Annotated in this window: 17 protein-coding genes; 10 read left to right on the top strand and 7 right to left on the bottom strand. The window is 76.9% G+C overall.

Translation table 11 applies throughout. From position 1 onward, the window contains the following. Nucleotides 1-63: 63 nt before the first annotated feature. The 3 genes from KPL59_RS29410 to KPL59_RS29400 are packed head-to-tail and all read left to right on the top strand — an operon-like array spanning nt 64 to nt 7,836. A complete protein-coding gene (locus KPL59_RS29410) occupies nt 64-2,901 on the top strand; it encodes an AAA family ATPase (protein ID WP_226359006.1) in 2,838 nt (945 codons plus the stop codon). Next, entirely contained in the window at nt 2,898-5,171 is a 2,274-nt protein-coding gene (locus tag KPL59_RS29405; protein WP_226362707.1) for an ATP-binding protein, read from the top strand. The genes KPL59_RS29410 and KPL59_RS29405 overlap by 4 nt, the downstream gene beginning before the upstream one ends. Then, nucleotides 5,164-7,836, top strand: coding sequence for an AAA family ATPase (locus tag KPL59_RS29400; protein ID WP_255677804.1), 2,673 nt, complete (start codon nt 5,164-5,166; stop codon nt 7,834-7,836). The genes KPL59_RS29405 and KPL59_RS29400 overlap by 8 nt, the downstream gene beginning before the upstream one ends. Nucleotides 7,837-7,878: 42 nt before the next feature. On the opposite strand, the gene KPL59_RS29395 is transcribed toward KPL59_RS29400, so the two are convergent. Next, entirely contained in the window at nt 7,879-8,292 is a 414-nt protein-coding gene (locus KPL59_RS29395; protein WP_226359003.1) for a DUF6319 family protein, read from the bottom strand. Nucleotides 8,293-8,487: 195 nt separating this feature from the next. On the opposite strand from KPL59_RS29395, the gene KPL59_RS29390 reads away from it, so the two are divergent. Further along, a complete protein-coding gene (locus tag KPL59_RS29390) occupies nt 8,488-8,868 on the top strand; it encodes a VOC family protein (protein ID WP_226359002.1) in 381 nt (126 codons plus the stop codon). A 6-nt stretch (nt 8,869-8,874) separates the two neighbouring features. Here the strand turns inward: KPL59_RS29390 and KPL59_RS29385 are convergent, their stop codons facing one another. Continuing rightward, nucleotides 8,875-9,498, bottom strand: coding sequence for a TMEM175 family protein (locus tag KPL59_RS29385; protein ID WP_226362705.1), 624 nt, complete (start codon nt 9,496-9,498; stop codon nt 8,875-8,877). 71 nt (nt 9,499-9,569) lie between these two features. Between KPL59_RS29385 and KPL59_RS29380 the strand changes: the two genes are divergently transcribed. Further along, nucleotides 9,570-10,586 carry an alcohol dehydrogenase catalytic domain-containing protein gene (locus tag KPL59_RS29380; RefSeq protein WP_226362704.1) on the top strand — a complete coding sequence of 339 codons (1,017 nt, stop codon included), beginning with the start codon at nt 9,570-9,572 and terminating at the stop codon, nt 10,584-10,586. On the opposite strand, the gene KPL59_RS29375 is transcribed toward KPL59_RS29380, so the two are convergent. Further along, entirely contained in the window at nt 10,571-10,819 is a 249-nt protein-coding gene (locus KPL59_RS29375; RefSeq protein WP_226362703.1) for a hypothetical protein, read from the bottom strand. The two genes, KPL59_RS29380 and KPL59_RS29375, sit on opposite strands and share 16 nt — an antisense overlap. A gap of 156 nt (nt 10,820-10,975) precedes the next feature. Between KPL59_RS29375 and KPL59_RS29370 the strand changes: the two genes are divergently transcribed. Then, nucleotides 10,976-12,283, top strand: coding sequence for an MFS transporter (locus tag KPL59_RS29370; RefSeq protein WP_226362702.1), 1,308 nt, complete (start codon nt 10,976-10,978; stop codon nt 12,281-12,283). Nucleotides 12,284-12,402: 119 nt separating this feature from the next. Here KPL59_RS29370 and KPL59_RS29365 read toward each other — a convergent pair whose 3' ends face one another. Beyond that, nucleotides 12,403-13,377, bottom strand: coding sequence for a threo-3-hydroxy-L-aspartate ammonia-lyase (locus KPL59_RS29365; protein ID WP_226358996.1), 975 nt, complete (start codon nt 13,375-13,377; stop codon nt 12,403-12,405). A gap of 135 nt (nt 13,378-13,512) precedes the next feature. Here KPL59_RS29365 and KPL59_RS29360 point away from each other — a divergent pair, with 135 nt between their 5' ends. Both KPL59_RS29360 and KPL59_RS37230 read left to right on the top strand, forming a co-directional pair. After that, the gene (locus tag KPL59_RS29360; protein WP_226362701.1) at nt 13,513-13,893 is read left to right on the top strand and encodes an excalibur calcium-binding domain-containing protein; all 381 of its coding nucleotides are present in this window, start codon (nt 13,513-13,515) and stop codon (nt 13,891-13,893) included. 9 nt (nt 13,894-13,902) lie between these two features. Continuing rightward, nucleotides 13,903-14,859, top strand: a complete 957-nt coding sequence (locus KPL59_RS37230) for a class F sortase (RefSeq protein ID WP_226362700.1) — start codon at nt 13,903-13,905, stop codon at nt 14,857-14,859. Between the two features lie 247 nt (nt 14,860-15,106). On the opposite strand, the gene KPL59_RS29350 is transcribed toward KPL59_RS37230, so the two are convergent. Both KPL59_RS29350 and KPL59_RS29345 read right to left on the bottom strand, forming a co-directional pair. Next, a complete protein-coding gene (locus tag KPL59_RS29350) occupies nt 15,107-17,764 on the bottom strand; it encodes an ATP-dependent RNA helicase (RefSeq protein ID WP_226362699.1) in 2,658 nt (885 codons plus the stop codon). A gap of 16 nt (nt 17,765-17,780) precedes the next feature. Continuing rightward, nucleotides 17,781-17,927, bottom strand: a complete 147-nt coding sequence (locus KPL59_RS29345) for a hypothetical protein (protein WP_020622758.1) — start codon at nt 17,925-17,927, stop codon at nt 17,781-17,783. A gap of 149 nt (nt 17,928-18,076) precedes the next feature. Between KPL59_RS29345 and KPL59_RS29340 the strand changes: the two genes are divergently transcribed. Both KPL59_RS29340 and KPL59_RS37225 read left to right on the top strand, forming a co-directional pair. After that, a complete protein-coding gene (locus KPL59_RS29340) occupies nt 18,077-19,288 on the top strand; it encodes an acyl-CoA dehydrogenase family protein (protein WP_226358992.1) in 1,212 nt (403 codons plus the stop codon). After that, the gene (locus KPL59_RS37225) at nt 19,281-20,447 is read left to right on the top strand and encodes an acyl-CoA dehydrogenase family protein (protein ID WP_226362698.1); all 1,167 of its coding nucleotides are present in this window, start codon (nt 19,281-19,283) and stop codon (nt 20,445-20,447) included. The genes KPL59_RS29340 and KPL59_RS37225 overlap by 8 nt, the downstream gene beginning before the upstream one ends. Nucleotides 20,448-20,461: 14 nt before the next feature. On the opposite strand, the gene KPL59_RS29330 is transcribed toward KPL59_RS37225, so the two are convergent. Next, nucleotides 20,462-21,943, bottom strand: a complete 1,482-nt coding sequence (locus tag KPL59_RS29330; RefSeq protein ID WP_374111676.1) for an alkaline phosphatase — start codon at nt 21,941-21,943, stop codon at nt 20,462-20,464. Between the last annotated feature and the right edge of the window lie 397 nt (nt 21,944-22,340).

Raw genomic sequence — 22,340 nt, 5'->3', positions numbered from 1 at the left:
GCCGCCGTGACGGAGATCGATTACCATTCCCGAGGTCACGCTGAGCGAGACAGGAGCACCTGGATGAGGGAACGCCCCGGTCCCACGCCGCTGGTCGGCCGTGACCGTGAGGCGTCCTGGCTCCGCGGCGCCTCCGCCGCCGCGGCCGACGGTTCCGGGGCGGCCCGGCTGCTGCTCGGCGCCCCGGGTCTGGGCAAGACCGCACTGCTCACCGAGCTGTGCGAGGCGACCTCCGGCCCGGTGCGGGTACTGTGCGCCGCGGCGACGCGTGGCCGCGCCGAGTCCGGGTTCGGCCTGGTCCGGGAACTGCTCGGCCCCGACGCCGCCGCCAGGGCGGCCACCCTTCCCGGCGGGGCACGTTGGGCGCGGGCCGCTCTCGCCGACCCCGGGACCGACCGCACGGACGGCGGCAGTGCGGTCGGGGCGGTTCCCGAGCTGCACGGGGCCCTGCACGCCCTGTACTGGCTGACCGTCGACCTGACCGGCGACGGTCCGCTGCTCCTGGTCGTCGACGACCTGCAGTGGTCCGACGACGAGTCGCTCGCGTTCCTGGGCTTCCTGCTCCGGCGTCTGTCCGGGCTGCCGCTGGGAGTGGTCCTGGCCGCGCGGCCCGGCCCCGGCGGTGGTCCGGGCGAGCGGCTGGCCGGGATCGCCGCGGCGGCCGGCGACGCGGTGCGCACGCTGGCCCCGCTGGACCGCGACGACGTCCGACGGCTGGCCGCCCTGCGCGCCGGTGCGCCGCCCGAGGAGTCCCGCCTGGACACCCTGGTCCGGGTCTCCGGCGGCAACCCGCTGCTCGTCGAGCAGCTCGTCCCGGACGGCGGCGGCGAGATCGTGCTCCCCACCGAGGCCTCCGAGGAGGTCGTGGACGACCTGGTGGAGCACCAGGTCCGGCTCGGTGGCGCGGCGCCCACGGCGGTCGCGCTCGCCGTCGTCGGCGAGGCCGGGGAGGATCTCCTCGCCGCCGTCGCCCGGGTCCCGACCGCCACGGTCCGGGAGTCGCTCGCGGCGCTGGCCGCGTGCGGGCTGACCCTGCCGGGGCGGGCGGCGTTCCGGCACGACCGGCTCCGGGGCGCGGTCCTGCGTCGCTGCGCGGGCCCGGGGGAGCTCGACACGCTGCGTCGGCGCGCCGGACGGGTGCTCTCGGACGCCGGGAGCCCCGCCGAGCTCGTCGCCGGCATCCTCGAACCGCTCCCGGCGCCGCCCGAGCCGTGGATGGTCGACGTGTTCGCCGAGGCCGCCGACTCCGCCGCCCGGCGCGGCGCACCCGGCACCGAGGCCCGCCTCCTCGACCTGGTGGTCCGGGCCCGGCCCGACGACGTCGAGGTCCGGCTGCGGCTGGCCGCCACGATCGGCCAGCGCGACCCGGACCGCGCGCTGGACCACCTGCAGCACGCACTGGACGTCGCGCACGACATGGCCGGACGGGCACGGGCGGCGGCCGCCTTCGCGATGACCGCCCTGGCCGTTCAGCGTGCCCCCGAGGGCGTGGAGCTCCTGGAACGGGTCCTCACCGAGCTCGACGGTGACACCACGCCGGCCGCGGCCGAGCTCCGCACGCACCTCGAGGCCGCGCTGCTCGTGGTGGGGCTCGACGAGAAGCGGACGGTCGCCCCGACCATGGCGCGGATGCGCGCCATGTCGGTCCCGGAGGGCCGCACGCCTGCCGAACGCCAGAAGCTGGCCATGATGACCGTCGCCACGGCGATGCAGGGCGGTCCGGCCGTCGCCGCCGTCGACGGGGCCCGCCGGGTCCTGCTCGGCGACGACGGCGGGCTGGGTGGCTGGGCGGCGCTGGCGTCGTCGCTGGTCCTGCGCCTCGGCGACGAGACGGCGGAGTCCGACGCCGTGCTCGACCGGCTCGTGGTGGCTGCCCGCGACCGCGCGTCGGCGTGGACCTACGCCCTGGTGACCGGGACCCGGTCGACGAACCGGCTCGCGACCGGCGACCTGCTGGAGGCCGAGCTCGACGCGCTGGCCGCACTGGAGATCACCAGCCGGGAGACCTGGTCGGACAACGCCGTCGTCCCCACGATCGCGCTGGCGAGCGTCCGGGTCCACCGGGGCGACCCGGCCGGTGCGGAGGAGCTGCTCGACGGCATCTCCCGCCCGCGCACCGAGGACTTCGCGTGGGAGTACCACGACCTGCTGATGGTCCGGGCCGGGGCGCGCGCCGTCGCCGGCGACACCGAGGGGGCGCTGCGGACCTACGAGCGCTGCGGCCGCAGCCTGGCCGAGGCGGGCATCGCCAACCCGGTGTTCGCGCCGTGGTGGGCGGAGGCCGCGATGCTGCTGGGTGACCTGGGCCGGCATCGGGAGGCCGCCGCTGCCGCCGAGCACGGCGCGGAGCTCGCGGACCGCTGGGGCACCCCGCGTGGGGCGGGCCTCGCCCTGCTCGCGGCCGCCGCGGCGGACCCTGCTCGCGCCCACCCGCTGCTGGCCGAGGCCGTGGACGCCCTGGAACGCAGCCCCGCCCGGCTCGATCAGGCTCGTGCCCGTCGCCGCCTCGGGACGGAGCTGCTGCGCCAGGGCCGGGTACGGGCCGCCCGGAGCCAGCTGCGCACCGCCGCCCAGCTCGCTGCGCGCTGCGGCGCGGTCCACGAGGCCGGGACCGCCCGCGACCTGCTCGTCGCCGCCGGTGGGCGGATGCGCCGCCCCCGCGGATCCCCGCTCGACTCGCTGACGGCCGCCGAGCACCGTGTGGTCCGCCTCGCCGCCCAGGGCCTGCGCAACCGGGAGATCGCCGAGGCCCTGTTCGTGACCCTGCGCACGGTCGAGGTGCACCTCACGGGCGCCTACCGCAAGCTCGGCGTCGCGGACCGCTCCGCGCTCACCGCCCTGGTCTGTGCGGCCACCGCGGGCGAGGGCATCGCACCGGTGTCGGGAAGCGCCACCGGATGACGGAACCGGTCGAGCGCTCCGCGGCGCTGGCCGCGCTGGACGGCTTCGTCGAACGTGCCGCCCGGGGCGAGGCTCCCCTCTGCGTCGTGACCGGCCTCCCCGGCACCGGCCGTTCGCTGCTGGCGCGGCGCACCGCAGAACGGGCCGTGGACCGCGGGGTGCGGGTGCTGCGCGCCCGTGCGCTGCCGCCCGCGGCGGGCCGGGAGCCGGGGGCTGCGGCCGACCTCGTCGCCGATCTCGTGGCCGACCTCGTCGCCGACCTGCCGGGCGCCGGGCCGGCCGGGTCCGCAGCTGCCCACCCGAGCGACGCGGTCCTGCACGACCGGTGCCGGGTCGTGCTCGCCGCCGCGGCGTCGCGCCCGGTGCTCGTCGTGGTGGACGACCTCCTGCGGGCGGACCCCCGGAGCCGGGTGTGGCTGCAGATGCTGCTGCGGCGCAGGCACTCCGCCCCGATCGCCGGACTCGTCGTGCTCGACGGGGCACAGGACCCGTCCGGATGGGACGTGCCTCCCGCCGGCCCCGGCGACCTGCTGGTGCGCACCGCGCCGCTCACCCTGGGCGGCGTCCGCGCGGTCCTGGTCGCGGCCGGCGTCGCCCCCGACCGGCGCACCACCGTGCTGGCCCGGCGCGCCACCGGCGGCAACCCCGCGGTGCTGGACGCCGCGCTGGCCAGGCTCGGCAGCGGAGCCGCGACCGCCGAGGCGCTGTGCCGCGCGGCCGTCGATGCCCGCCGGGAGCAGGTCGGCTCGGTGCTCGACAGGCTACCCGCCGACCTGTCGGCCCCGCTGCTGGCGCTCGCCGTCTGCGGGGGTGAGCTCGAACCGGTCTCGGCCCGCCTCGGCGGGCCGGGACCGGGCACCGCCGGCCGGGTCCGGGACCGGCTGCGCGCCACCGGCCTGGTCACCGGTGCCCGGCTGGTGCCGGACGGCCGGGTCGTCGTCGAGGAGGTCCTCGCACGGATCGGCGCACCGGAGCGGCGCGCGCTGTTCCTCGAGGCGATCGAGCTCGCCATACGCTGCGGCCTGCCCGACGACGCCGTCGCCCGCATCGCCCGCTCCGCGCCGACACTGCAGCACCCCCCGCTGGGCGAGCTGCTGCTGGCGGTCGCGCGGCGGCGGCGGGCCGCCGGGCGTGCGGCGGAGGCGGCCGGGCTCGTCGAACGAGCCCTGGGCGAACCGGTCCCACCCCGGACCCGCGCGGACTTGCTCCAGGAGCTCGTCCGCGCCCGCGAGCGCACCGATCCCGCGACGGCCGCGCGGCTGCTGGCCCGTTGCGCGGTCGTGCCGGTCCTTCCCGGTGGGCCCGTGGACCTCGACCCGGTCGTGGTCGACACGCTGCTGTGCCGCGGTGAGGTGCGGGCGGTGCGCAACGTGGTCGCCGCCGTCCGCCGGTCGGCGGCCCCCGGGGGCAACCGGCCCGCCGTCCTCGTGCCGGCCCGGATGGCCGACGAGCTCGGCTACGACCTCACGCCCGCGCTCGGCGAGGAGGCCCCGGCGTCCGGGGCGACGGCGGTCCCGGACGGGGTGGCCGCGTGGAGCCTCACGCTGCGCGCCCAGGCGCGGGACCGTGCCGTCGCGCTCGCCCGTGCGGCGCTCGCCGCGACCGGCGGGGACGCCGTCGCGGTGACCCCGCGTGTCCTGGCGGCGGCCACCCTCGCCGCGGCCGGGCACCGGTCGGAGGCCCTCGACGCGACCGGGCACCTGCTGCTCGGCCTGACCCGCCGCGGCCGGGTCCCCGCCGCGGTCTGGGCCGTGTCGAGCCTGATGCAGCTGTCCGCGGGCCGGCGCGACGCCGCTCGGCGCGACCTCGACAGCGCCTGGTCGTCACCCGAAGCGGACGGGGCCCCCCTCGTCGCGGCGGCCGCCGTCCTGCTGAACCTCGCCGACGACAGCCCGGACACCGCCCTGGCCGTGCTGGCCCGACCGGCCGAGCCCGACATCGACCGGCCCGGGTCCGCGTTGCTGCGGTACGCCGCCGGGCTCGCCCGGCACCGCTGCGGTGACCCGCCCGGTGCACTGGCCGAGTACCTCGCCTGTGGCCGGCTGCTGCTCGACCGGGGCCGGGTCAATCCGGTCCTGGCACCGTGGCGCTCCGGCGCGGCCCGGGTCCTGGCGGCGCGCGGCGACCACGACGGCGCCGACCGGCTCCTGGCCGATGAGCTGCGGCTGGCACGCCGCTGGGGGACGCCCGCCCCGGTCGCCGCCGCCTGCCGACACACCGACCGAGCTCCCGTGCCCCACCCCGCCGGCACTCCCCGTTCCGATGCGTGACGCCGTGGACGCCGCGGTCGAGCGACTCCTGGCCGGCGCGGTGCAGGGCCGAGGCGGCGCCGTCGTGGTCCGGGGCGGTGTCGGCTCCGGCCGCACCACCGTGCTCGACGACGCCGCCGCAGCGGCGGCCGCCCGGGGGATGCAGGTGCTGCGTGCCACGGCGGCACCGGCCGAGACCGGTTTCGACCACGGGGTGACCCACCAGCTCGTCGACCCGCTGTTGCTCGGCGCCCGGGGCTGGCACCTCGCCGCGCCACCGACCGGGCTGCTCCCGGGCCGCGACCCGGCCGTGGAGTACGGAGCCGGGGCCCGCGACCGGACGCTGTGGCGGTTCGTCGAGGCGCTGGCCGGCCGGGTGCCGCTGGCCGTGCTGGTCGACGACCTGCAGTGGTCGGATCCGGCGTCGCTGCGCTGGTTGACCCGGCTCGCGGACCGGTCCGCCGGGCAGCCGATCGCCCTCGTCGGGACGGTACTGGCCGGGCAGGCCACGACCGGTGGTCCTGCTGACGACGGGGCCCTGCTGCGTGCTCTCCTCGCCGTCTGCGGATCGGTCCACCTGCACCCGCTGGACGTGCCGGCGACGACCGCCCTGGTGCGCGAGCGGTGTGGCCCCGGCGCCACCTCGGCCTTCCTCGACGCGGTCGGCGACGTCTGCCACGGGGTCCCGTCTGTCCTGCACGCCGTGCTCGACGAGGTCCGGGGCCTCCGCCCGGACGACGACGCCGTCGTGGCGGTCCGTGCCGCCCGGCCCTCCGCACTGCGCGAGCGGCTGCGTCGGGCGGCTCGTCTGCTCCCCGACCCGGCCCGGACGTACCTGCAGACCGTCGCGGTCCTCGACGGTGCCGGACCGGGCTCGCCGTCCGACCGGCTGTCCGGGCTCGACCCGGTGGACCGGGCTGCCGCCGTCGCCCGGCTCGTGGGGGACGGGCTGCTGGTGGGGGATCCGCCGCGGGTCCTGCACCCGCTGCTCGGGGAGGTCGCCGCCGACCCGGACGGGTGGGAGGACCTGCACCTGCGCGCCGCCCGGCTCCGTCTGGAGCTGGGCCACGGCTCGGAGGAGATCGCCGCCCACCTGCTCGCCGTCGCCGCGCCCCTGCAGCGGTGGGGGATCGAGATCCTGCGGGCCGCCGCCCGCAGGGCGGCCACCCTCGACCCGGGCTCGTCGCGCGCGGTCCGCTACCTCCGCCGTGCCCTGCTCGACGACGACTCGACCGGCCGGGACCGGGGTGCGCTGCTCGTCGAGCTCGCCGCCGCCGAGTACACCGAGGAGTCGTCGACCGCGGTCCGTCACGTGGGCCAGGCGGTACGGTTGCTCGACTCCCCGCGCGACCGGGCACGCGCCCTCGCCGTGCTCGACCCGGCGCTGCTGCGTGACGCCCCCGAGCCGCTGCGTGCCGCCGTGCGGGACCTCGCTGCCGCGTCCCCGCCCGGGTTGCCCGCGGCGCACGACGCGCAGGCACTCGACGACGACGACGCCCGTGAGCTGCGGCTGCGCATCCTGACCCGCTCGCTGCGCCTCGACGAGGACGAACCCGGTGGGACCGACGCCGTCGCGGGCATGCTGGACGAGGCTCTCGCCTCCGCCGATCCGCTCCTGAGCACCGCCGCCGGCCGGGAGCTGCTCGCGGTGGTGCTGCACGGTGCGGCGGTGGCCGGTACCGGGTCCGCCGCGGCGGTCGCCCACGTCGCCTCCCGGGTCCTGAAGGTCGCCTCACCACAGGAGCTGCGGTCCCCGGCCGGAGTGGCCGCGGGGGACGGACACCGCGGGCTGCTGATCACCGCACTGGTCGCGGCCGGTCGGGCAGCAGCACTGACCGTCTGGCTCGCCGAGCGCCCCGGTGCCGATCCCCGCGACCGGGCCGAGGCCGAGCTGGTACGACTCGCCTGCGGTGTGCCGTCCGAGCAGCCGGCCGCCGCACGTCCGTACCCGGACGGCCGGCCGGTCGCGTTCACCATCGCCCTGGCCTGCACCGCCGCGTCCGCCGGGGCCCGGCTCGACGACCGGGACCCGGACCGGGCCGGACTCGCCGCCCACATCCGGCGCCGACTCGTCCGGGCCACGGCCGCGCTCGCCGAGGACACCCCCGCGCTCGCCCTGGAATGCGTGTGGGACGCCGGACGGCACCTGGACCATCTCGGATGGTGCAACCCCGCTCTGTTCCCGTGGCGCGGCTGGGCCGCGGAGCTGCTCGCCGGTCGCGGCGACCGGGCCGCGGCTCTCCGCCTGCTGGACGAGGAGCTGGACCGGGCGCTGGCCTGGGGCGCTCCCGGGCCCGTGCAGCGGGCACGACGGCTCCGCGACCGGGTCCTCGGGACCGGCACCGACGATTCCGCCGGGCACGACCGACCGGGTACGGGGCTCTCGCCCGTCGCTCCGGTGCCGCCCCCGCCGGTGCTCCCCGCCGAGCAGACCCGCCCGGATCCGGCCGCGTCCACCCGCGCACGGACCGCGGATCCGGCGGGCACGGCCGGGTCCGGCGTCGCAGGGGCTGACCGGCTCACCGCCGCCGAGCTGCGCGTCGTCGAGCTCGCCGCGGCAGGCGACGGGAACCAGCAGATCGCCGCGCGCCTCGGCCTCAGCCGCCGCGCCGTGGAGAAGCGGCTGACCAGCGCCTACCGCCGGCTGGGCATCAGCGGCCGGGCGGAGCTGCGGCCCCGCGGGTGAACCCGGCGGCTGCCTACCCCGGCCGCCCTCACCCCGTCGCGGTCACTGCTCCAGCGCGGCCAGGTCCTTGCGGGCCCGCTCCAGCTCCGCCTCCAGCTCCGCGACCCGCGCGGCCTTCGCCGACCGGGCCCCCTCGATGAGCTCGTCGACCGGACCGGACAGGTCGGCGTGCAGCGCCGCGGCGGCCGCGGACACCGCCGACGCGGTCACCGGCAGCCCCCGCGCCACCCAGGTGCTGCCCTGCTTCAGCTCCGCCTGCCAGTCGCCGTCGGCGGAACCGCTGACGGTCAGGGTCATGGTCACGACCCGGGTGGTGCGGGCCGTCGAGCCCGGTGGCCGCCCCCGCCTCCGCTTCGGCGGCTCGGGCGTCGCGGCCCCCGCGGCCCCCGTGGGGTCCGCGGTGTCTGCGGTGCCCGCGGACGGGGTCTCCCCGCCGGTCGTCAGCTCGTCGTCCACGTGCGTCCTCGTCCCTCTCCACTCGGCTGCACGGCCAGCTACAAGGGTGATTCACGAACGCCCGTTCGCCGGTAGCGACCCGCCGGATTGGTCCGTGTGGGTGTCGACGTCCGGCCTTCGGTGACGGTCCGGTGCGGCGGAGGTCACCCACAGGAGGTCCCGCGTGCGTGCGGCCCGGCTGCCAACATCGTGAGCATGCGCATCGACCACCTCGACCACCTCGTGCTGACCGTCGCCGACGTCGACGCCACCGTCGCCTTCTACACCCGCGTGCTCGGCATGGAGGCCGTCGAGTTCGGCGGTGGGCGCCGCGCACTCGCCTTCGGCCCCAGCAAGATCAACCTGCACCGGGCGGGGCACGAGTTCGAGCCGAAGGCCGACCGGCCCACCCCGGGCAGCGCCGACCTGTGCCTGATCACCCTCGACCCGATCGAGCAGGTCCGGTGTGAGCTGGCCGAGGCCGGCGTCGCCGTCGAGGAGGGACCGGTCGAGCGGACCGGGGCACGGGGCCCGCTGCTCAGCGTCTACCTGCGGGACCCCGACGGGAACCTGGTCGAGATCAGCAACGAGCTCTGAGCGGCCTCACGCCTCCTGCGGGGTCCCGGTTCCCTGTCGTCCGAGCCGTTCGGCGCCGGCCGAGATCGGGATGGTCAGCAGCCAGGACAGCATCGCCGTGCCCGGGTCGAACGGGGCGATCAGCAGCGACGGCAGGAACGACACCACCGGCGCCAGCCCGTTGAGCAGCGTGCTGCGGGCCTCCTGCGGGGTCACGTCCGGGGAGGTCAGCCGCCCGCGGTAGTAGCCGTAGGCCCACATCGCGGTGGAGAACGCGCCGATGAGGATCAGGTTCGCGGCGTAGAGCATGACGGCCGCGGTGCTGGCGCTGTGCCCGCCGAGCAGCGACGTCGGGAACGGCAGGAACGCGATGCCGAACAGGTAGCCGAGGTTGAGCGTCATCAGCCGGGCGTCGGCGCGGTCGAACCGGGCGAAGAGCCGGTGGTGGATCGTCCAGTAGCGCCCGATCACCGCGAAGCTCAGCAGGAACGTCAGCATTCGCGGGAGCAGTTCCAGCAGCTGCGGCCCGACCGGTCCCGGTTCGATCTCCGCATCGGTCAGCGGCAGCACCAGCAGCGTGATCGCGATGGCGAACACCCCGTCGCTGAAAAAGGTCAGCCGTTCCAGCCCGACCTCGGCGCCTCGTCGCATCGCCGTCCCTTCCTCCGCGCAACGGTCGTCATCGTGCCGCACGCCTCCGCCCGGCCCTAACCTGGACCGCTGTGACGTCCCGGCTCGTGCGCACCGTCCGCTTCCACGCCACGGGCGGCCCGGAGGTGCTGCGGATCGAGCACCTGCCGCTGCGCGACCCGGGCCCGGGGGAGGTGCGGATCCGGGTGCACGTGGTCGGGCTCAACCGCTCCGAGGTGAACTTCCGCCGCGGCACCTACCTCGACGTCCCGGTGCTCCCCGCGGGACTGGGGAGCGAGTGCTCGGGCACCGTGCTCGACACCGGCCCGGGGGTGACCGGCTGGGCCCCCGGCGACGAGGTCTGCGTGATCCCGGCGTCGTCGCAGAACGAGCACCCGGTCTACGCCGACGAGGCCGTCGTGCCGGTCCGGTCGCTGCTGGCCCGCCCACCCGGTCTCGACGACGACGGCGCCGCCGCCCTGTGGATGCCGCTGCTGACCGTGTGGGGCATGACCCGCCACGCCACCCGGCTGCGGGAGGGCGACCGGCTCGTCGTCACGGCCGCGGCGAACAGCGTCGGGGCCGCGGCGCTGCAGGTCGCGCGGCACCTCGGGGTGCACGCCGTCGCCGTCGTGGCCGACGACCGGCACGCCGACGTCCTGCGCGCCGCCGGTGCCGCGGAGGTGCTGACAGGCACGCCCGGCCCCGACGACCTGCGGGCGGCGCTGGGCGGAGGCGCCGCCCTGGTCCTCGACGCCGAGGGCGGCCCCGGCGTCGCGCGGCTGGTGCGGGCCTGCGTGCCGGGCGGTGCGGTGATCGTGCACGGCGGGCTGTCCGGGGAGCCGACACCGCTGCCCGCGGCCGGGTACGCGCCGGTCTGGCTGCGCCGCTTCCACGTCCGCGAGGTCACCGGTGACGCGGCGACGCTGGCCCGCGCCGAGGCGTTCGCCCGCGCCGGGCTGGCCGCGGGCACGCTCGTCCCGCTGGTCGAGCGGGTCTTCGACCTCGACGACGGCGTCGCGGCCGTCGCCGCCGCGCACGAGCACCTGGAGTCACCGGACCGTGCCCCCGGCAAGCCGGTCCTGCGGACCGGTCAGCGGAACAGGTAGGCGCCCAGCAGGGCGTTCCCGAGGCCGGCGACCAGGCCGAGCGCGCCGAGGGTGATCGCGACGACGGCGGTGCGCCCTGCCCCGCGCCGGCGGGCCGCGACGCCCATCCACATCGCGACCGCCCCACCGGCCCAGCCGAGCACGGCCAGCAGCAGGGCGCCGATCGCGGCGAGCGCGCCCAGGAATGCGGCCTGCCGGGCGAGGCGGTCGGCCTCGGCGGCGATGTGCGGCACGGGGCCTCCTCGACGTCGGGACCCCGACCGTAGCGGGACATGGGCACGGTCACGGTCGTTTGCATTGCTCATGAGATGGGTTGCGTGATGCAATGTTCAACAGGTCCGAAACGTCCATGATCTCTCCGGGGTCCGTTCCCGGGGAAAGGCGATGACATGTCCCGAACATCCGGTGCGGAGCACGCCCCCAGCCCGTTCCGTCAGCCCAAGGCCGTCTGGGCGGTGGCCTTCGCCTGTGTCATCTCGTTCATGGGGATCGGGCTGGTCGACCCGATCCTGCCGTCGCTGTCCGGGCAGCTGAACGCCTCGCACGCCGAGGTCGAGCTGCTGTTCACCAGCTACCTCGTCGTCACGGCGATCGCGATGCTGGTGCCCGGCTGGGTGTCGTCCCGGATCGGTGCGAAGAAGACCCTGATCACCGGCCTGGCGCTGATCGTGGTGTTCGCCGCGCTGGCCGGGGCGTCGTCGGGGATCGGGGGCATCGTCGGCTTCCGCGCCGGCTGGGGCCTGGGCAACGCGCTGTTCATCGCGACCTCGCTCGCGGTGATCGTCGGCTCGGCCTCGGGCGGATTCGCCGGCGCGATCGTGCTCTACGAGACCGCGCTCGGCGTCGGCATCGCCACGGGTCCGTTGCTCGGCGGGCTGCTCGGCACCGTGTCCTGGCGGGGCCCGTTCTTCGGTGTCTCGGTGCTGATGCTGATCGCGCTCGTCGCGACCGTCGTGCTGCTGGAGCCGCCGCCGGTCCCGACCCGCAAGGCGACGTTCTCCGAGCCGCTGACCGCGCTGCGCCACCGCGCGCTCGCCACGACCAGCGGGGTCGGGCTGCTCTACAACTGGGGCTTCTTCACCCTGCTCGGCTACGCACCGTTCCTGATGGGCGGGCTCGACCCGATCTCGCTCGGCGCGGTGTTCTTCGGCTGGGGCCTGCTCGTCGCGGTCTTCGCGGTCTTCGGTGCGCCCTGGCTGAAGGACCGCTTCGGCACAGCGCGCACCCTCTACGGCGCGCTCGTCGGCATCGCGGTCCTGCTCGCGGCGATCGGGCTGTTCGACACCGTGCCCGCCGTGGTGATCGTCGCGGTGGTCCTGTCCGGCATCGTGGTCGGTGTCAACAACACCCTGGTCACGACGGCGGTCATGTCGATCTCCCCGGTGCCCCGCCCGACCGCGTCGGCCACCTACGGGTTCGTCCGGTTCATCGGTGGCGGCCTCGCCCCGTTCGCCGCGGGTCTGATGGCCGCGGCCGTCGGTGCCTCGGTGCCGTTCCTGATCGCCGCGGTCGTCGTGCTGGTGGGCGTGGTTCTGCTGGCGACGATCCGCCGTGATCTCGACGCCGCCGACGCCGAGGCCGAGCAGCCCGGCCCGTCGCACGAGCGGGCCGACGCCGAGGCCGCGGTCCGGGAGGTGCCCGGGCTGCCGACCGAGGCCGTGATCGCCGAGGACGCGCTGCAGCACGACCGGCGCTGAGCGGGCTCCGCCCGAGCGGCCCCCGCCCGAGCGGCCCCCGCCCGGACCGTCCGGACGGGGGTCGCCTCGGTCAGTGCGCCCCGGTGGGTGCGCCGCGGTGGGTGCGCCCGGCCGGTGGCTCAGCCGGTGACGAGGGCGGCGAAGCGGTCCAGGTCGACGTTGCCGCCGGAGATCGTGACGCCGATCCGCGCCCCCGCCCACCGCTGCGGGTCCGCGGCGACGGCGGCCCGGACCCCCGCGAAGGCCAGAGCCCCGGTCGGCTCGACGAGTACCTTGTAGCGCGACGCGAACAGCGCCATCGACTCGACCAGTGCGGCGTCGGGCACCGTCACGATGTCGGTGACGAGCCGCGAGATCACCGGGAACGTGTGGTCGCCGAGGTGGGTGGTGGCGGCGCCGTCGGCGAGGGTGCGGGGCTGCGGGATGCGCACGACGTGCCCGGCGCGCAGGGACTGCAGGCCGTCGTCGCCGGCCTCGGGCTCGACGCCGTACACCCGGGCGTCGGGGGACAGCGCCTGGGCCGCGAGCAGCGACCCGGACAGCAGCCCGCCCCCGCCGAGGCAGACGAACAGCGCGTCGAGCGGACCGTGGTCGGTCAGCAGCTCGAGCGCCGCGGTTCCCTGGCCGGCGATGACGTGCGGGTGGTCGTAGGGCGGGACGAGGGTGAGTCCGCGCTCCTCGGACAGCGCGGTCGCGATGGCGTCGCGGTCCTCGGTCCAGCGGTCGTAGCCGATCACCTCGGCGCCGTAGCCGCGGGTGGCGGCGAGCTTCGTGGCGGGGGCGTCGTGCGGCATCACGATGGTCGCGGGCACCTCCAGCAGCTGCGCGGCCAGCGCGACGGCCTGGGCGTGGTTGCCCGAGGAGAACGCGACCACCCCGGCTCGCCGCTCGGCCGCCGTCAGCCGGGACAGCGTGTGGAACGCCCCGCGGAACTTGAAGCTCCCGGTGCGCTGCAGGTTCTCCGCCTTCACGAACAGCTGCGCGCCGAGCTCGGCGTCGGTGAGCCGGGAGGTCAGGACGGGGGTGTGGTGGGCGTGCCCGCGCAGGATCGCCGCGGCGGCACCGACGTCGTCGGGGGTGGGGAGAGCAATCACCGGACCACCTTCCGCCGCCCGGCGGAGCAGGTTCAAGCCCGTTCGGGTTCATTCCCGTTCGGGTGTAACGACCGACACGTCCGGATCGCTGCTACCTGCGTGGCTCCCCCCACGTCCCCCGGAAGGACACCCCCGATGCGCCTCCGTTCCCTGTCCGCCGCCGCGCTCCTCGCGACCGTGGCCGCCCTCCCGCTCGCCGGCACGGCCTTCGCCCAGGACCGAAACTGCAAGGACTTCGCGAGCCAGGCCGACGCCCAGGCGGCCCTGACCCCGGGCGCCCCCGAGAACCTCGACGCGAACGACAACGGCGTGGCCTGCGAGGACTACGACTACGGCGTCGCGTCCACCGCCACGGCCGCGTCCGACGACTCCACCCAGGTCGCCGCGACGCCGGTCGGTGGCGTCGAGGCCGGTGGCGGCCCGGCCGACGTGCTGCCGCTGGCGCTCGGTGCCGTCGCCGCCGGTGGTATCGGCGCGGTCGCGGTGCGCCGCGTCGCCGTCGGTCGCCGCGGCTGATCCCGGCACGTGCCCGGCCCCGCCCTCCCGGTGCCCGGCCCCGCCGCACCGTCCGGTGCGCGGGCCGGGCACGGCGCCGTGGCCGGGGACCGGTCCGGACGCGGAACGGCCGCGGACCGGTCCGGAGGCGGAACGGCCGCGGACCGGTCCGGAGGCGGATCGGTGGCCGGGGACCGGTCCGGACGCGGATCGGCGGCCGGGGACCGGCCCGGACGTGGGCCGGCGGCCGCGGACCGGTCCGGACATGGGCCGGTGGCCGCGGACTGGTCTGGACATGGGCCGGTGGCCGGTGACCGGGCCGGGACGGCGCGGCGCGGGAGCCCGGACCGGCGGCGCCGGGCCGGTGCGCTGCGCCGCGTGACACGGGTGCTGGCGCCGCTCGGTGTCCTCGCCGCCACGCTGCTGCTCGCCGACCCCGCGGGCGCACCCGAGCCCGGGGCGACGGCCGTCGCGTCGGTCCCGGTGACCGCTCCGGGGTCAGCACCGGGCGCGTTGCTGCCGCCGGGGCCCGCGCCGCTGGTGCGCTCGGAGCCGGTCCGGCTCCGGGTCGACCGGCTCGGGCTCGACACCGAGCCCCGGCCGATGGGGCTGACCGCGGACCGGTCGATGGAGGTCCCCGCGGACGCGGGCACCGTCGGCTGGTACACCGGCGCGCCGACCCCCGGTGAGGTCGGGCCCGCCGTGCTCACCGCGCACGTCGACTGGAAGGGGCTCCCCGGAGCCTTCGCCGACCTGGACACCCTGGAGCCCGGCGACGAGATCCGCGTCGACCGCGCCGACGGGACGTCGGTGGTGTTCGCGGTGCGCCGGGTCGGGCGCTTCCCCAAGGCGGAGTTCCCGACCGCCGAGGTCTACGGCGACCTGGACCACGCGGGCCTGCGGCTGATCACCTGCGGCGGGGTGTTCGACCGGTCGGCCCGCAGCTACCTCGACAACGTCGTGGTGTTCGCCGACCAGGTCCGCTGATCGGCCCGGCCGTCCGCGCTCCGCGCCCCCCGTCCGCGCCCCCCGTCCGCGCCCCCCGTCCGCGCTCCGCGCCCCGCCGAGTGCGGTCCGGACCCGCCGCGCCGTCGCGGTCCGTCGCCCCGCGCTCGTCGAGATGCAGCTCAGCGGGCTGCGGAGATCGACAACTCCCGCTGAGCTGCATCTCGACGGCAGGGCCGCCCGGGGCAGGGCCGCCCGGGGCAGGGACGGCCGGGACCGGGCGCCGCGCTCACCTGCGGCGTCCGGTGCCCCGTCCCGGTGTCGCGGTGCGCGGGTCCTCCGGCCAGGCGTGCTTCGGGTAGCGCCCGCGGAGCTCGGCCCGGACCTGCGGGTAGGCGTTGTCCCAGAACGAGTCCAGGTCCGCGGTGACCGCGGTCGGGCGCCCGGCGGGGGAGAGCAAATGCAGCACCACCGGCACCCGCCCGTCGGCGACGGCGGGGGAGCCGGTCCACCCGAACACCTCCTGCACCTTCACCGGCAGCGCAGGGGCCGCCCCGGAGTAGTCCAGCGCGATCCGGGACCCGGTGGGGACGGTGAGCCGCTCCGGGGCCAGCTCGTCGATCCGCCCGGCGAGCCCGCCCACGGCCGCGGCGACGTACCGGCGCAGCGCGGGCCCGGCGTCGACCCGTGCCAGGTCCGAGCGTCGCCGGGCGGTGGCGAGCGGACCCGCCAGCCACCCGGCGGGATCGGCGGCGGAGTCGAGGAGCGCCTCCTCGGACACGTCCGGCCACGGTGCGCCCAGCACCCGGTGCAGGAAGCCCAGCCGCTCGCGCAGCGACACCGCGCCCGCCGTCCAGCGCAGCAGCCCGGTGCCCTCGGCGCGCAGCCCGGCGACGAGCGCGTCGCGGACGGCACCCGGGTCGGGGGAGCGGTCGGGCTTCTCCGACAGCACGATCGCGCCGAGCCGGTCGACGGTGCGGGCACGGACGTCGCCGTCGCTCCAGACGACCTCCGAGCCGGTGACCCGCAGCGGCGCGGCGGCCCGCAGCGCGGTCGCGGCATCGGTCGCCGCGGCGAGGCGTACCCGGCCGTGGGTCTGCCCGGGGCGCCGGTCGGCGACGGCGACGGCGAGCCACTCGGCGTCGCGCAGGGGACCGGGTGGGACCTCGACGGCGGTGCCGCCGGCCATCAGGAACACCCCGGCCGCGGTGTCGCGGCGCCGGGCGAGCCGTTCCGGGTGGGCGAGCCCGGTGACCAACGCGACGAGCTCGGCGCCCGCAGCCCCCTCGGCGCGATCGGTCCGTCCCCGGGCCCGCGCCGGTGTCCCGGCGGCAGCGCCGGAGCGGGCCCCGGTACTCGGCGACCCGGTGCCCGGCGACCCGGTGCCCGGCGACCCGGTGCCCGGCGGGGCGGCGGCCGCGGGGGACGAGGTGGCCGCGGGTGTAGCAGCGCGGGCGCGGCGCAGCGCGCCGGTCAGGCGGTCCCGGTCCCCGCGCCACCGCCCGGCGCCGGGGGCGTCGCCGGAGCGCAGCCGGGCCAGCGCGGCGGTCAGGTCGTCGGCGGGGCCGGCGAGGGTGTCGTCGTCGAGGACCGCGACGATCCCGGCGACCTCCCGCGGGTCCCCTCCGGCGGCGACGCCGTCGAGCAGCGCCCTGGCGAGGCGCGGGTGCAGGCCCAGTGCGGAGATCCGCCGTCCCCGGTCGGTGACCGCGCCGTCGGGGCCGATCGCGCCGAGCGCGGTCAGCACCCCGCGTCCGGCGGCCAGCGGACCGGGCGGCGGGGCGTCCCACCAGCGCAGACCGCTGCCGTCGGGGGTGCCCCAGACGGCGAGGTCCAGCGCGAGCGCGGTGAGGTCGGCGGTGCGGATCTCGGGGTCCGGGGCGTCGGCGAGCACTTCGCCCCCGGGCCAGCAGCGGTAGGCGAAGCCGGGTGCCTCCCGCCCGGCGCGGCCCGCGCGCTGGGTCGCGACCGCGCGCGAGACCCGGCGGGTCACGAGGCCGGACAACCCGCGCCGGTGGTCGGTGTGCGGGACCCGGACCAGCCCGGAGTCGACGACGGCCCGCACCCCGGGCACGGTCAGGCTGGACTCGGCGACGGCGGTGGCGAGCACGATCCGCCGCCGTGGCCCGTCGCGCAGCGCCGCGTCCTGCTCGGCGGCGGGCAGCCTGCCGTGCAGCGCGAGGACGTCGGCGTCGGGTCCGAGCTCGCGCAGCGCCGACGCGGTCCGCCCGATCTCCGCGACGCCCGGCAGGAACGCCAGCACGCTGCCGTGCTCGAGTGCCCGTACACACGTCCGGGCCACGGTGTTCTCGATCCGCTCGGTCCCGCCGCGGCCGGCCCGGGCGGGCGGGACGTGGGTGACCGCGACGTCGTGGCTGCGAGCGGCGACCTCCAGCACCGGCGCGGGCCGGTCGTCGTCGCCCAGCAGTACGGCCGGGCGGGCCGCGTCGAGGGTCGCGGAGGTGGCCAGCAGCCGCAGATCGGGACGGAGCCCGTCGCGGGCGTCGAGCAGCAGGGTGAGCAGCAGGTCCGCGTCGAGGTGGCGTTCGTGCACCTCGTCGAGGACGACGGTGGACACCCCGGCCAGCTCCGGGTCCCCGGCGAGGCGGCGCAGCAGCAGCCCGGAGGTGACGACCTCGACCCGGGTGCCGGGCCCGGTGCGGGCGTCGCCGCGGACGCGGTAGCCGACCGGCCCGCCGACCTCGGTCCCCAGCAGCGACGACATCCGGGCCGCGGCGGCGCGGGCGGCGACCCGGCGCGGCTCGGCCACCAGCACCGTGCCCTCCGGCCCCGGGGCGAACCCGTCGAGCCCGGCCAGCGCGAGCGGCACGAGGGTGGTCTTGCCGGTGCCGGGCGGGGCGACGAGCACGGCGCCGCCGCGGTCGTCCAGCGCCGCGCGCAGGTCGTCGAGGACGGCGCGGACCGGCAGGTCGGGGAGTGGGGACATCACCCCCGAGTATGGGTCAGGCCAGCCCGCTGTAGGACAGCACCATGATCACGACGACCGCGGCGGCGAGCCCGGTGGTGATCAGCAGCAGCGCCCAGCCCGGCAGCACGGTCCGGTCGAGCACCGGGGCCGCGGGACGGTGGGTGGCGGCGGTGGCGGGCATCGGTGCTCCTGGGGCTCGGGCTGCGTCATACGGACGAACCTGATGTCGCACCCGGACCAGGAATCGTTAACCGTGGTCCCCGAAACTGATGACGGCTACCGTCGGGAGCGACATCGACGACGATGTCAGGCCCAGCTCCCGGAGGTGCGATGAGCTCGCCCACCACGACCCGACCGGCATCCGACGCGGCCCGCGTGGCACAGGCCGCCCGGGAGGTGGTCGAGGCCCACGACCCGCGGTCGGTGCCACGCGAGGAGCTGTTCGGCGCCCTCTACGACGCCGGCCTCGCCTGGGTGCACCACCCCGAGGGGCTCGGCGGGCTCGGTCTGTCCCGCGGGCTGCAGCCGGTGGTCGACCAGATCGTCACCGACGCCGGCGGCGAGCGGATGTTCGCGGTCAACCCGATCGGCTACGGCATGGGTGCGCCGACCGTCGTCGAGTACGGAGCGGACCGCGAGCAGGTCGCGGCCTGGCTCCGGCCGATGGCCACCGGCGAGGAGATCTGGTGCCAGCTGTTCAGCGAGCCCGGCGCCGGCTCCGACGTCGCGGGTCTGGCCACCTCCGCGGTCCGCGACGGCGACGAGTGGGTCGTCAACGGGCAGAAGGTCTGGACGACCCTGGCCCACGTCGCGCGGTGGGGGATGCTCGTCGCCCGGACCGATCCCGAGCAGCCCAAGCACCGCGGACTGACCTACTTCGTGATCGACATGGCCCAGCCGGGGGTCGACGTGCGCCCGCTGCGCCAGATGACCGGGCAGGCCGAGTTCAACGAGGTCCACCTGTCCGACGCGCGGGTCCTCGACGCGCACCGGCTCGGGGAGGTCGGCGCCGGCTGGAAGGTCGCGATCACCACCCTGATGAACGAGCGCACCGCCATCGGCGGGGTCACCGGGCGGCGCGGCAGCGGCGTCATCGGCGAGGCGCTCGGCCTGTGGCGGGCCCACCCCGACCGGCACACCCCGGTGCTGCGCGACCGGCTCGCGGCCCTGTGGACCCGCGCCGAGACCCACCGCCTCACCCTCGCCCGCGCGCGGCGCACCGCGAGCGGCGGGCAGCCCGGCCCGGAGGGCTCGGTGTCCAAGCTGGTCGGCGCCGAGCTGAACCAGGACGTCTACGAGTTCTGCATGGACCTGCTCGGTCCGGACGCGCTGCTCTACGACGACTGGTCGATGGACCGCAGCCGGGTGCACACCGACCCGAACTCCACGGTGCAGCAGCGCTTCCTGCGCTCGCGCGCGAACACCATCGAGGGCGGCACCTCGGAGGTCATGCGCAACATCCTCGGCGAACGCGTCCTCGGCCTGCCCGGCGAGCCCCGGTCGGACTCCGACCGCCCCTGGAAGGAGGTCCCCCGTGGCTGAGCAGGAACTCCGGGAGTTCGACGTCACCGACGAGCAGCGCGAGCTGCGCGCGTCGCTGCACCGCTTCGCCGAGCGCCAGCACGACGAGGCCACCCTGCGCCGGCTCGTCGACACCGCCGACGGGTTCGACCGGGCACTCTGGAGCCGCCTGGGCACCGAGCTCGGCGCGCTGTCGCTGGCCGTCCCCGAGGACCTCGGCGGCGCCGGCGGGACCTGTGTGGACCAGGCCGTCGCAGCCGAGGAGCTCGGTGCGGCCCTGGTGACCGGACCGCTGCTCGGCACCGTCGCGCTCGCGATCCCGGCGCTGGTCGCGGCCCCGGCGGGCGCCGAGCGCGACGCGCTGCTCGCAGCACTGGCCGACGGCTCACGCACCGCGGCCCTGGTCGCCGTGCTCACCGCACCCTACGACGGCGCGTCCGCGGCCGGCGTCACCGCCGACGGCGACCGGCTCACCGGCACGGTCTCCCACGTCCCGGACGCGGGCGCCGCAGACGTGCTGGTCGTCGCGGCAGCGGGGGTCGACGGCCCGGTACTGGCCGTCGTCGACGCGGGCGCCGACGGGGTGCGGGTGGAGCGGCGCGGCTCGTTCGACGTGACCCGCCCGGTCGCCGGGGTCGTCCTCGACGGCGCGACCGGCACCGTGCTCGCCACCGGTACGGACGCCGACGGCGCCCTGCGCCACGCCTTCCGCACCGCGGGGGCGCTGCTCGCCGCCGAACAGGCGGGCATCGCCCGCCGGCTGCTCGACCTGACCGTCGCCTACGCGAAGGAACGGCTGCAGTTCGGCAGGCCCATCGGGTCGTTCCAGGCGGTCAAGCACCGGTGCGCGGACATGCTCGTCGCCGTCGAGCAGGCCCGGACCGCGGCGCTGCACGCGGCCTGGGCGGTTGACGACCCGCGCATCGACGACGCCGACCTCGCGGTGTCGATCGCGCAGGCCACCTGTTCGGAGACGACCTACCGGGTGGCTGCGGACGCGGTGCAGCTGCACGGCGGGATCGGGTTCACCTGGGAGCACGTCGCGCACCTGTACTACAAGCGCGCCGTCGCCGACGCGGCCCTGCTCGGGTCCGCCGAGGCCCACCGCGAGCGCATCGCCGCGCTGGTGCTCGACACCCTCGGCGACGACGTCCGCGAGCCCCGGGTGGCGACCGGCTGAGCGCCGGGACCGGGTCAGACCTTGTTCAGACCCGGCTCCCGGTCCGGCACCACGAACGACGCCGCGGTGCGCACCGTGGCGGTGGGCTCGCTGACCCGGGACACGGTGCGGAAGTCCGCGCGCATCTGCGCGGGGGTGAAGGTCGCCAGCACGTAGCCGCGCCGGTCGAGCGACCACACCGAGCTGCCGCTGCCACCGGACTTCGCGTCGCCGTCGCCGTCGCCGCCGGAGGTCACCGAGGTGGTGACCAGCTCGGTGCCGGCGACCCTGTCGTCGTCGCCGGGGATCTCGTTGGCGTGGTGCACGTGCTCGTCCCCGGTGAGGACGACGGCGTTGCGCACGCCCGCCTCGGTCCAGCCGCGGACCACCCGTTCCCGGGAGCCGGTGAACTCCCCCCAGGTGCCGGACTTGCCGCCCCGGCGCGGGGCGAAGAACACCTGCTGGGCCAGCACGTCCCAGCCGGCCGCGGAGTCCCGCAGGCCGCGCAGCAGCCAGCGTTCCTGATCGGCGCCGAGCATCGAGCCGCGCATCCGGTACTGGCGGGTGTCCAGGACGTGGAAGGTGGCGAGCGAACCCCAGGACAGCCGCCGGTAGAGCTGGATGTCCGGGCCGTCGGGCACCGAGGCCCGGCGCAGCGGCATGTGCTCGTAGTAGGCCTGGGCCGCGGCCCGACGCCGGTCGGTCGTCGCGCCCTCCCAGTCGTTGACGACCTCGTGGTCGTCCCACACGACCACCCACGGGGCGACGGCGTGCGCGGCGCGCAGGTCCTCGTCGGAGCGCTGGTGGGCGTGGGTACGGCGGTACCCGGCGAGGGTCGTCGGCTCCGGCGGTCCCGGGTCGCGGACCTCGCCCCGGTCGGTCTCGTAGAAGTAGTCACCCAGGTGCAGGACGAGGTCGGGCGCATCGGCGGCCAGCCCGCGGTAGGCGGTGAAGTGGCCCGCCCCGAACTTCGCGCACGACGCCGTCGCGATCGTCAGCGACGCCGCCGCGGCACCTGCGGCGGGCGCGGTCCGGGTGCGCGCGGCGGGGGAGAGGTGTCCGCCGGTGCGGAACCGGTAGAAGTACTCGCGTCCCGGGGCGAGCCCCGCGGGCTCGGCGTGCACGCTGTGCGCGAACTCGGAGGTGGCGGTCTCGGTGCCGCGCGCCACGACCCGGGCGAAGCGCTCGTCCTCGGCGACCTCCCACTCGACCTCGACCGCCCGGTCGGGCATGCCGCCGCGGCCGTCCTCGGCGTCGGGCTCGGGGGCCAGGCGGGTCCACAGCACCATGCCGTCGGGCGACGGGTCGCCCGAGGCGACGCCGAGGGTGAACGGGTCCGGCGTCGTCGCCTGTCGCAGCGCGCCGGCGAACCAGCGGGGCACGGCGGCGGGCTCACCACCGGGTGTGGCCGGCACCAGACCGGTGGCCGCGGCCCCGAGGGTGCCGAGCAGCACGCTGCGGCGTGGCAGTGCGGTCACACGTCCTCCTGTGCGTGGTGGTCGGGAAGAACCGTCCATGCTCCACCCCGGTGACCCCGACGACGGTGTGCACGCGCCAGGGTCGGGGTCACCGGACGAGTGAATCACTGCCCGCGCCCGGGCGCGGGCGTTCGGCCGGAACCGGCCGGGTGTGCCCCCGCCCCACGGCACGCGCGCACCGACGACCGAGTCCTGGTGCGCTGGATCACATCCGGTCTCACGTCGAACCTCCGCCCGGCGAGTCACGAAGACAGGTCATCGGGATCGCGCGGTATCGAGGCTCGCGCCCGCGGCGCCGTCGACGTCGCGGTCGGAGTCGTGCCGCGGTTCCAGGGAGCAGTGACGACCGCGGGTTCGCACGATCATGAGAAGTGACGATGTACGCGTCGGAGTCGGTCAGCGACTCTTCGGTACGGCGGTGAGACGGGAGACGTCG

This window comes from Pseudonocardia sp. ICBG1142 (genome assembly GCF_020496255.1).
Taxonomy (GTDB): Bacteria; Actinomycetota; Actinomycetes; order Mycobacteriales; family Pseudonocardiaceae; genus Pseudonocardia.
The sequence above is the reverse complement of the archived record's forward strand: the minus strand, read 5'-3'. Positions and strand labels throughout refer to the sequence as shown.

Bases quoted from the DNA above. Each gene is read 5' to 3' on its own strand.
- KPL59_RS29410 (WP_226359006.1), top strand. From the start codon at position 64: ATGAGGGAACGCCCCGGTCCCACGCCGCTGGTCGGCCGTGACCGTGAG.
- KPL59_RS29405 (WP_226362707.1), top strand. From the start codon at position 2,898: ATGACGGAACCGGTCGAGCGCTCCGCGGCGCTGGCCGCGCTGGACGGC.
- KPL59_RS29400 (WP_255677804.1), top strand. From the start codon at position 5,164: ATGCGTGACGCCGTGGACGCCGCGGTCGAGCGACTCCTGGCCGGCGCG.
- KPL59_RS29390 (WP_226359002.1), top strand. From the start codon at position 8,488: ATGCGCATCGACCACCTCGACCACCTCGTGCTGACCGTCGCCGACGTC.
- KPL59_RS29385 (WP_226362705.1), bottom strand. From the start codon at position 9,498: ATGCGACGAGGCGCCGAGGTCGGGCTGGAACGGCTGACCTTTTTCAGC.
- KPL59_RS29370 (WP_226362702.1), top strand. From the start codon at position 10,976: ATGTCCCGAACATCCGGTGCGGAGCACGCCCCCAGCCCGTTCCGTCAG.
- KPL59_RS29360 (WP_226362701.1), top strand. From the start codon at position 13,513: ATGCGCCTCCGTTCCCTGTCCGCCGCCGCGCTCCTCGCGACCGTGGCC.
- KPL59_RS29350 (WP_226362699.1), bottom strand. From the start codon at position 17,764: ATGTCCCCACTCCCCGACCTGCCGGTCCGCGCCGTCCTCGACGACCTG.
- KPL59_RS29345 (WP_020622758.1), bottom strand. From the start codon at position 17,927: ATGCCCGCCACCGCCGCCACCCACCGTCCCGCGGCCCCGGTGCTCGAC.
- KPL59_RS29340 (WP_226358992.1), top strand. From the start codon at position 18,077: ATGAGCTCGCCCACCACGACCCGACCGGCATCCGACGCGGCCCGCGTG.
- KPL59_RS29330 (WP_374111676.1), bottom strand. From the start codon at position 21,943: ATGGACGGTTCTTCCCGACCACCACGCACAGGAGGACGTGTGACCGCA.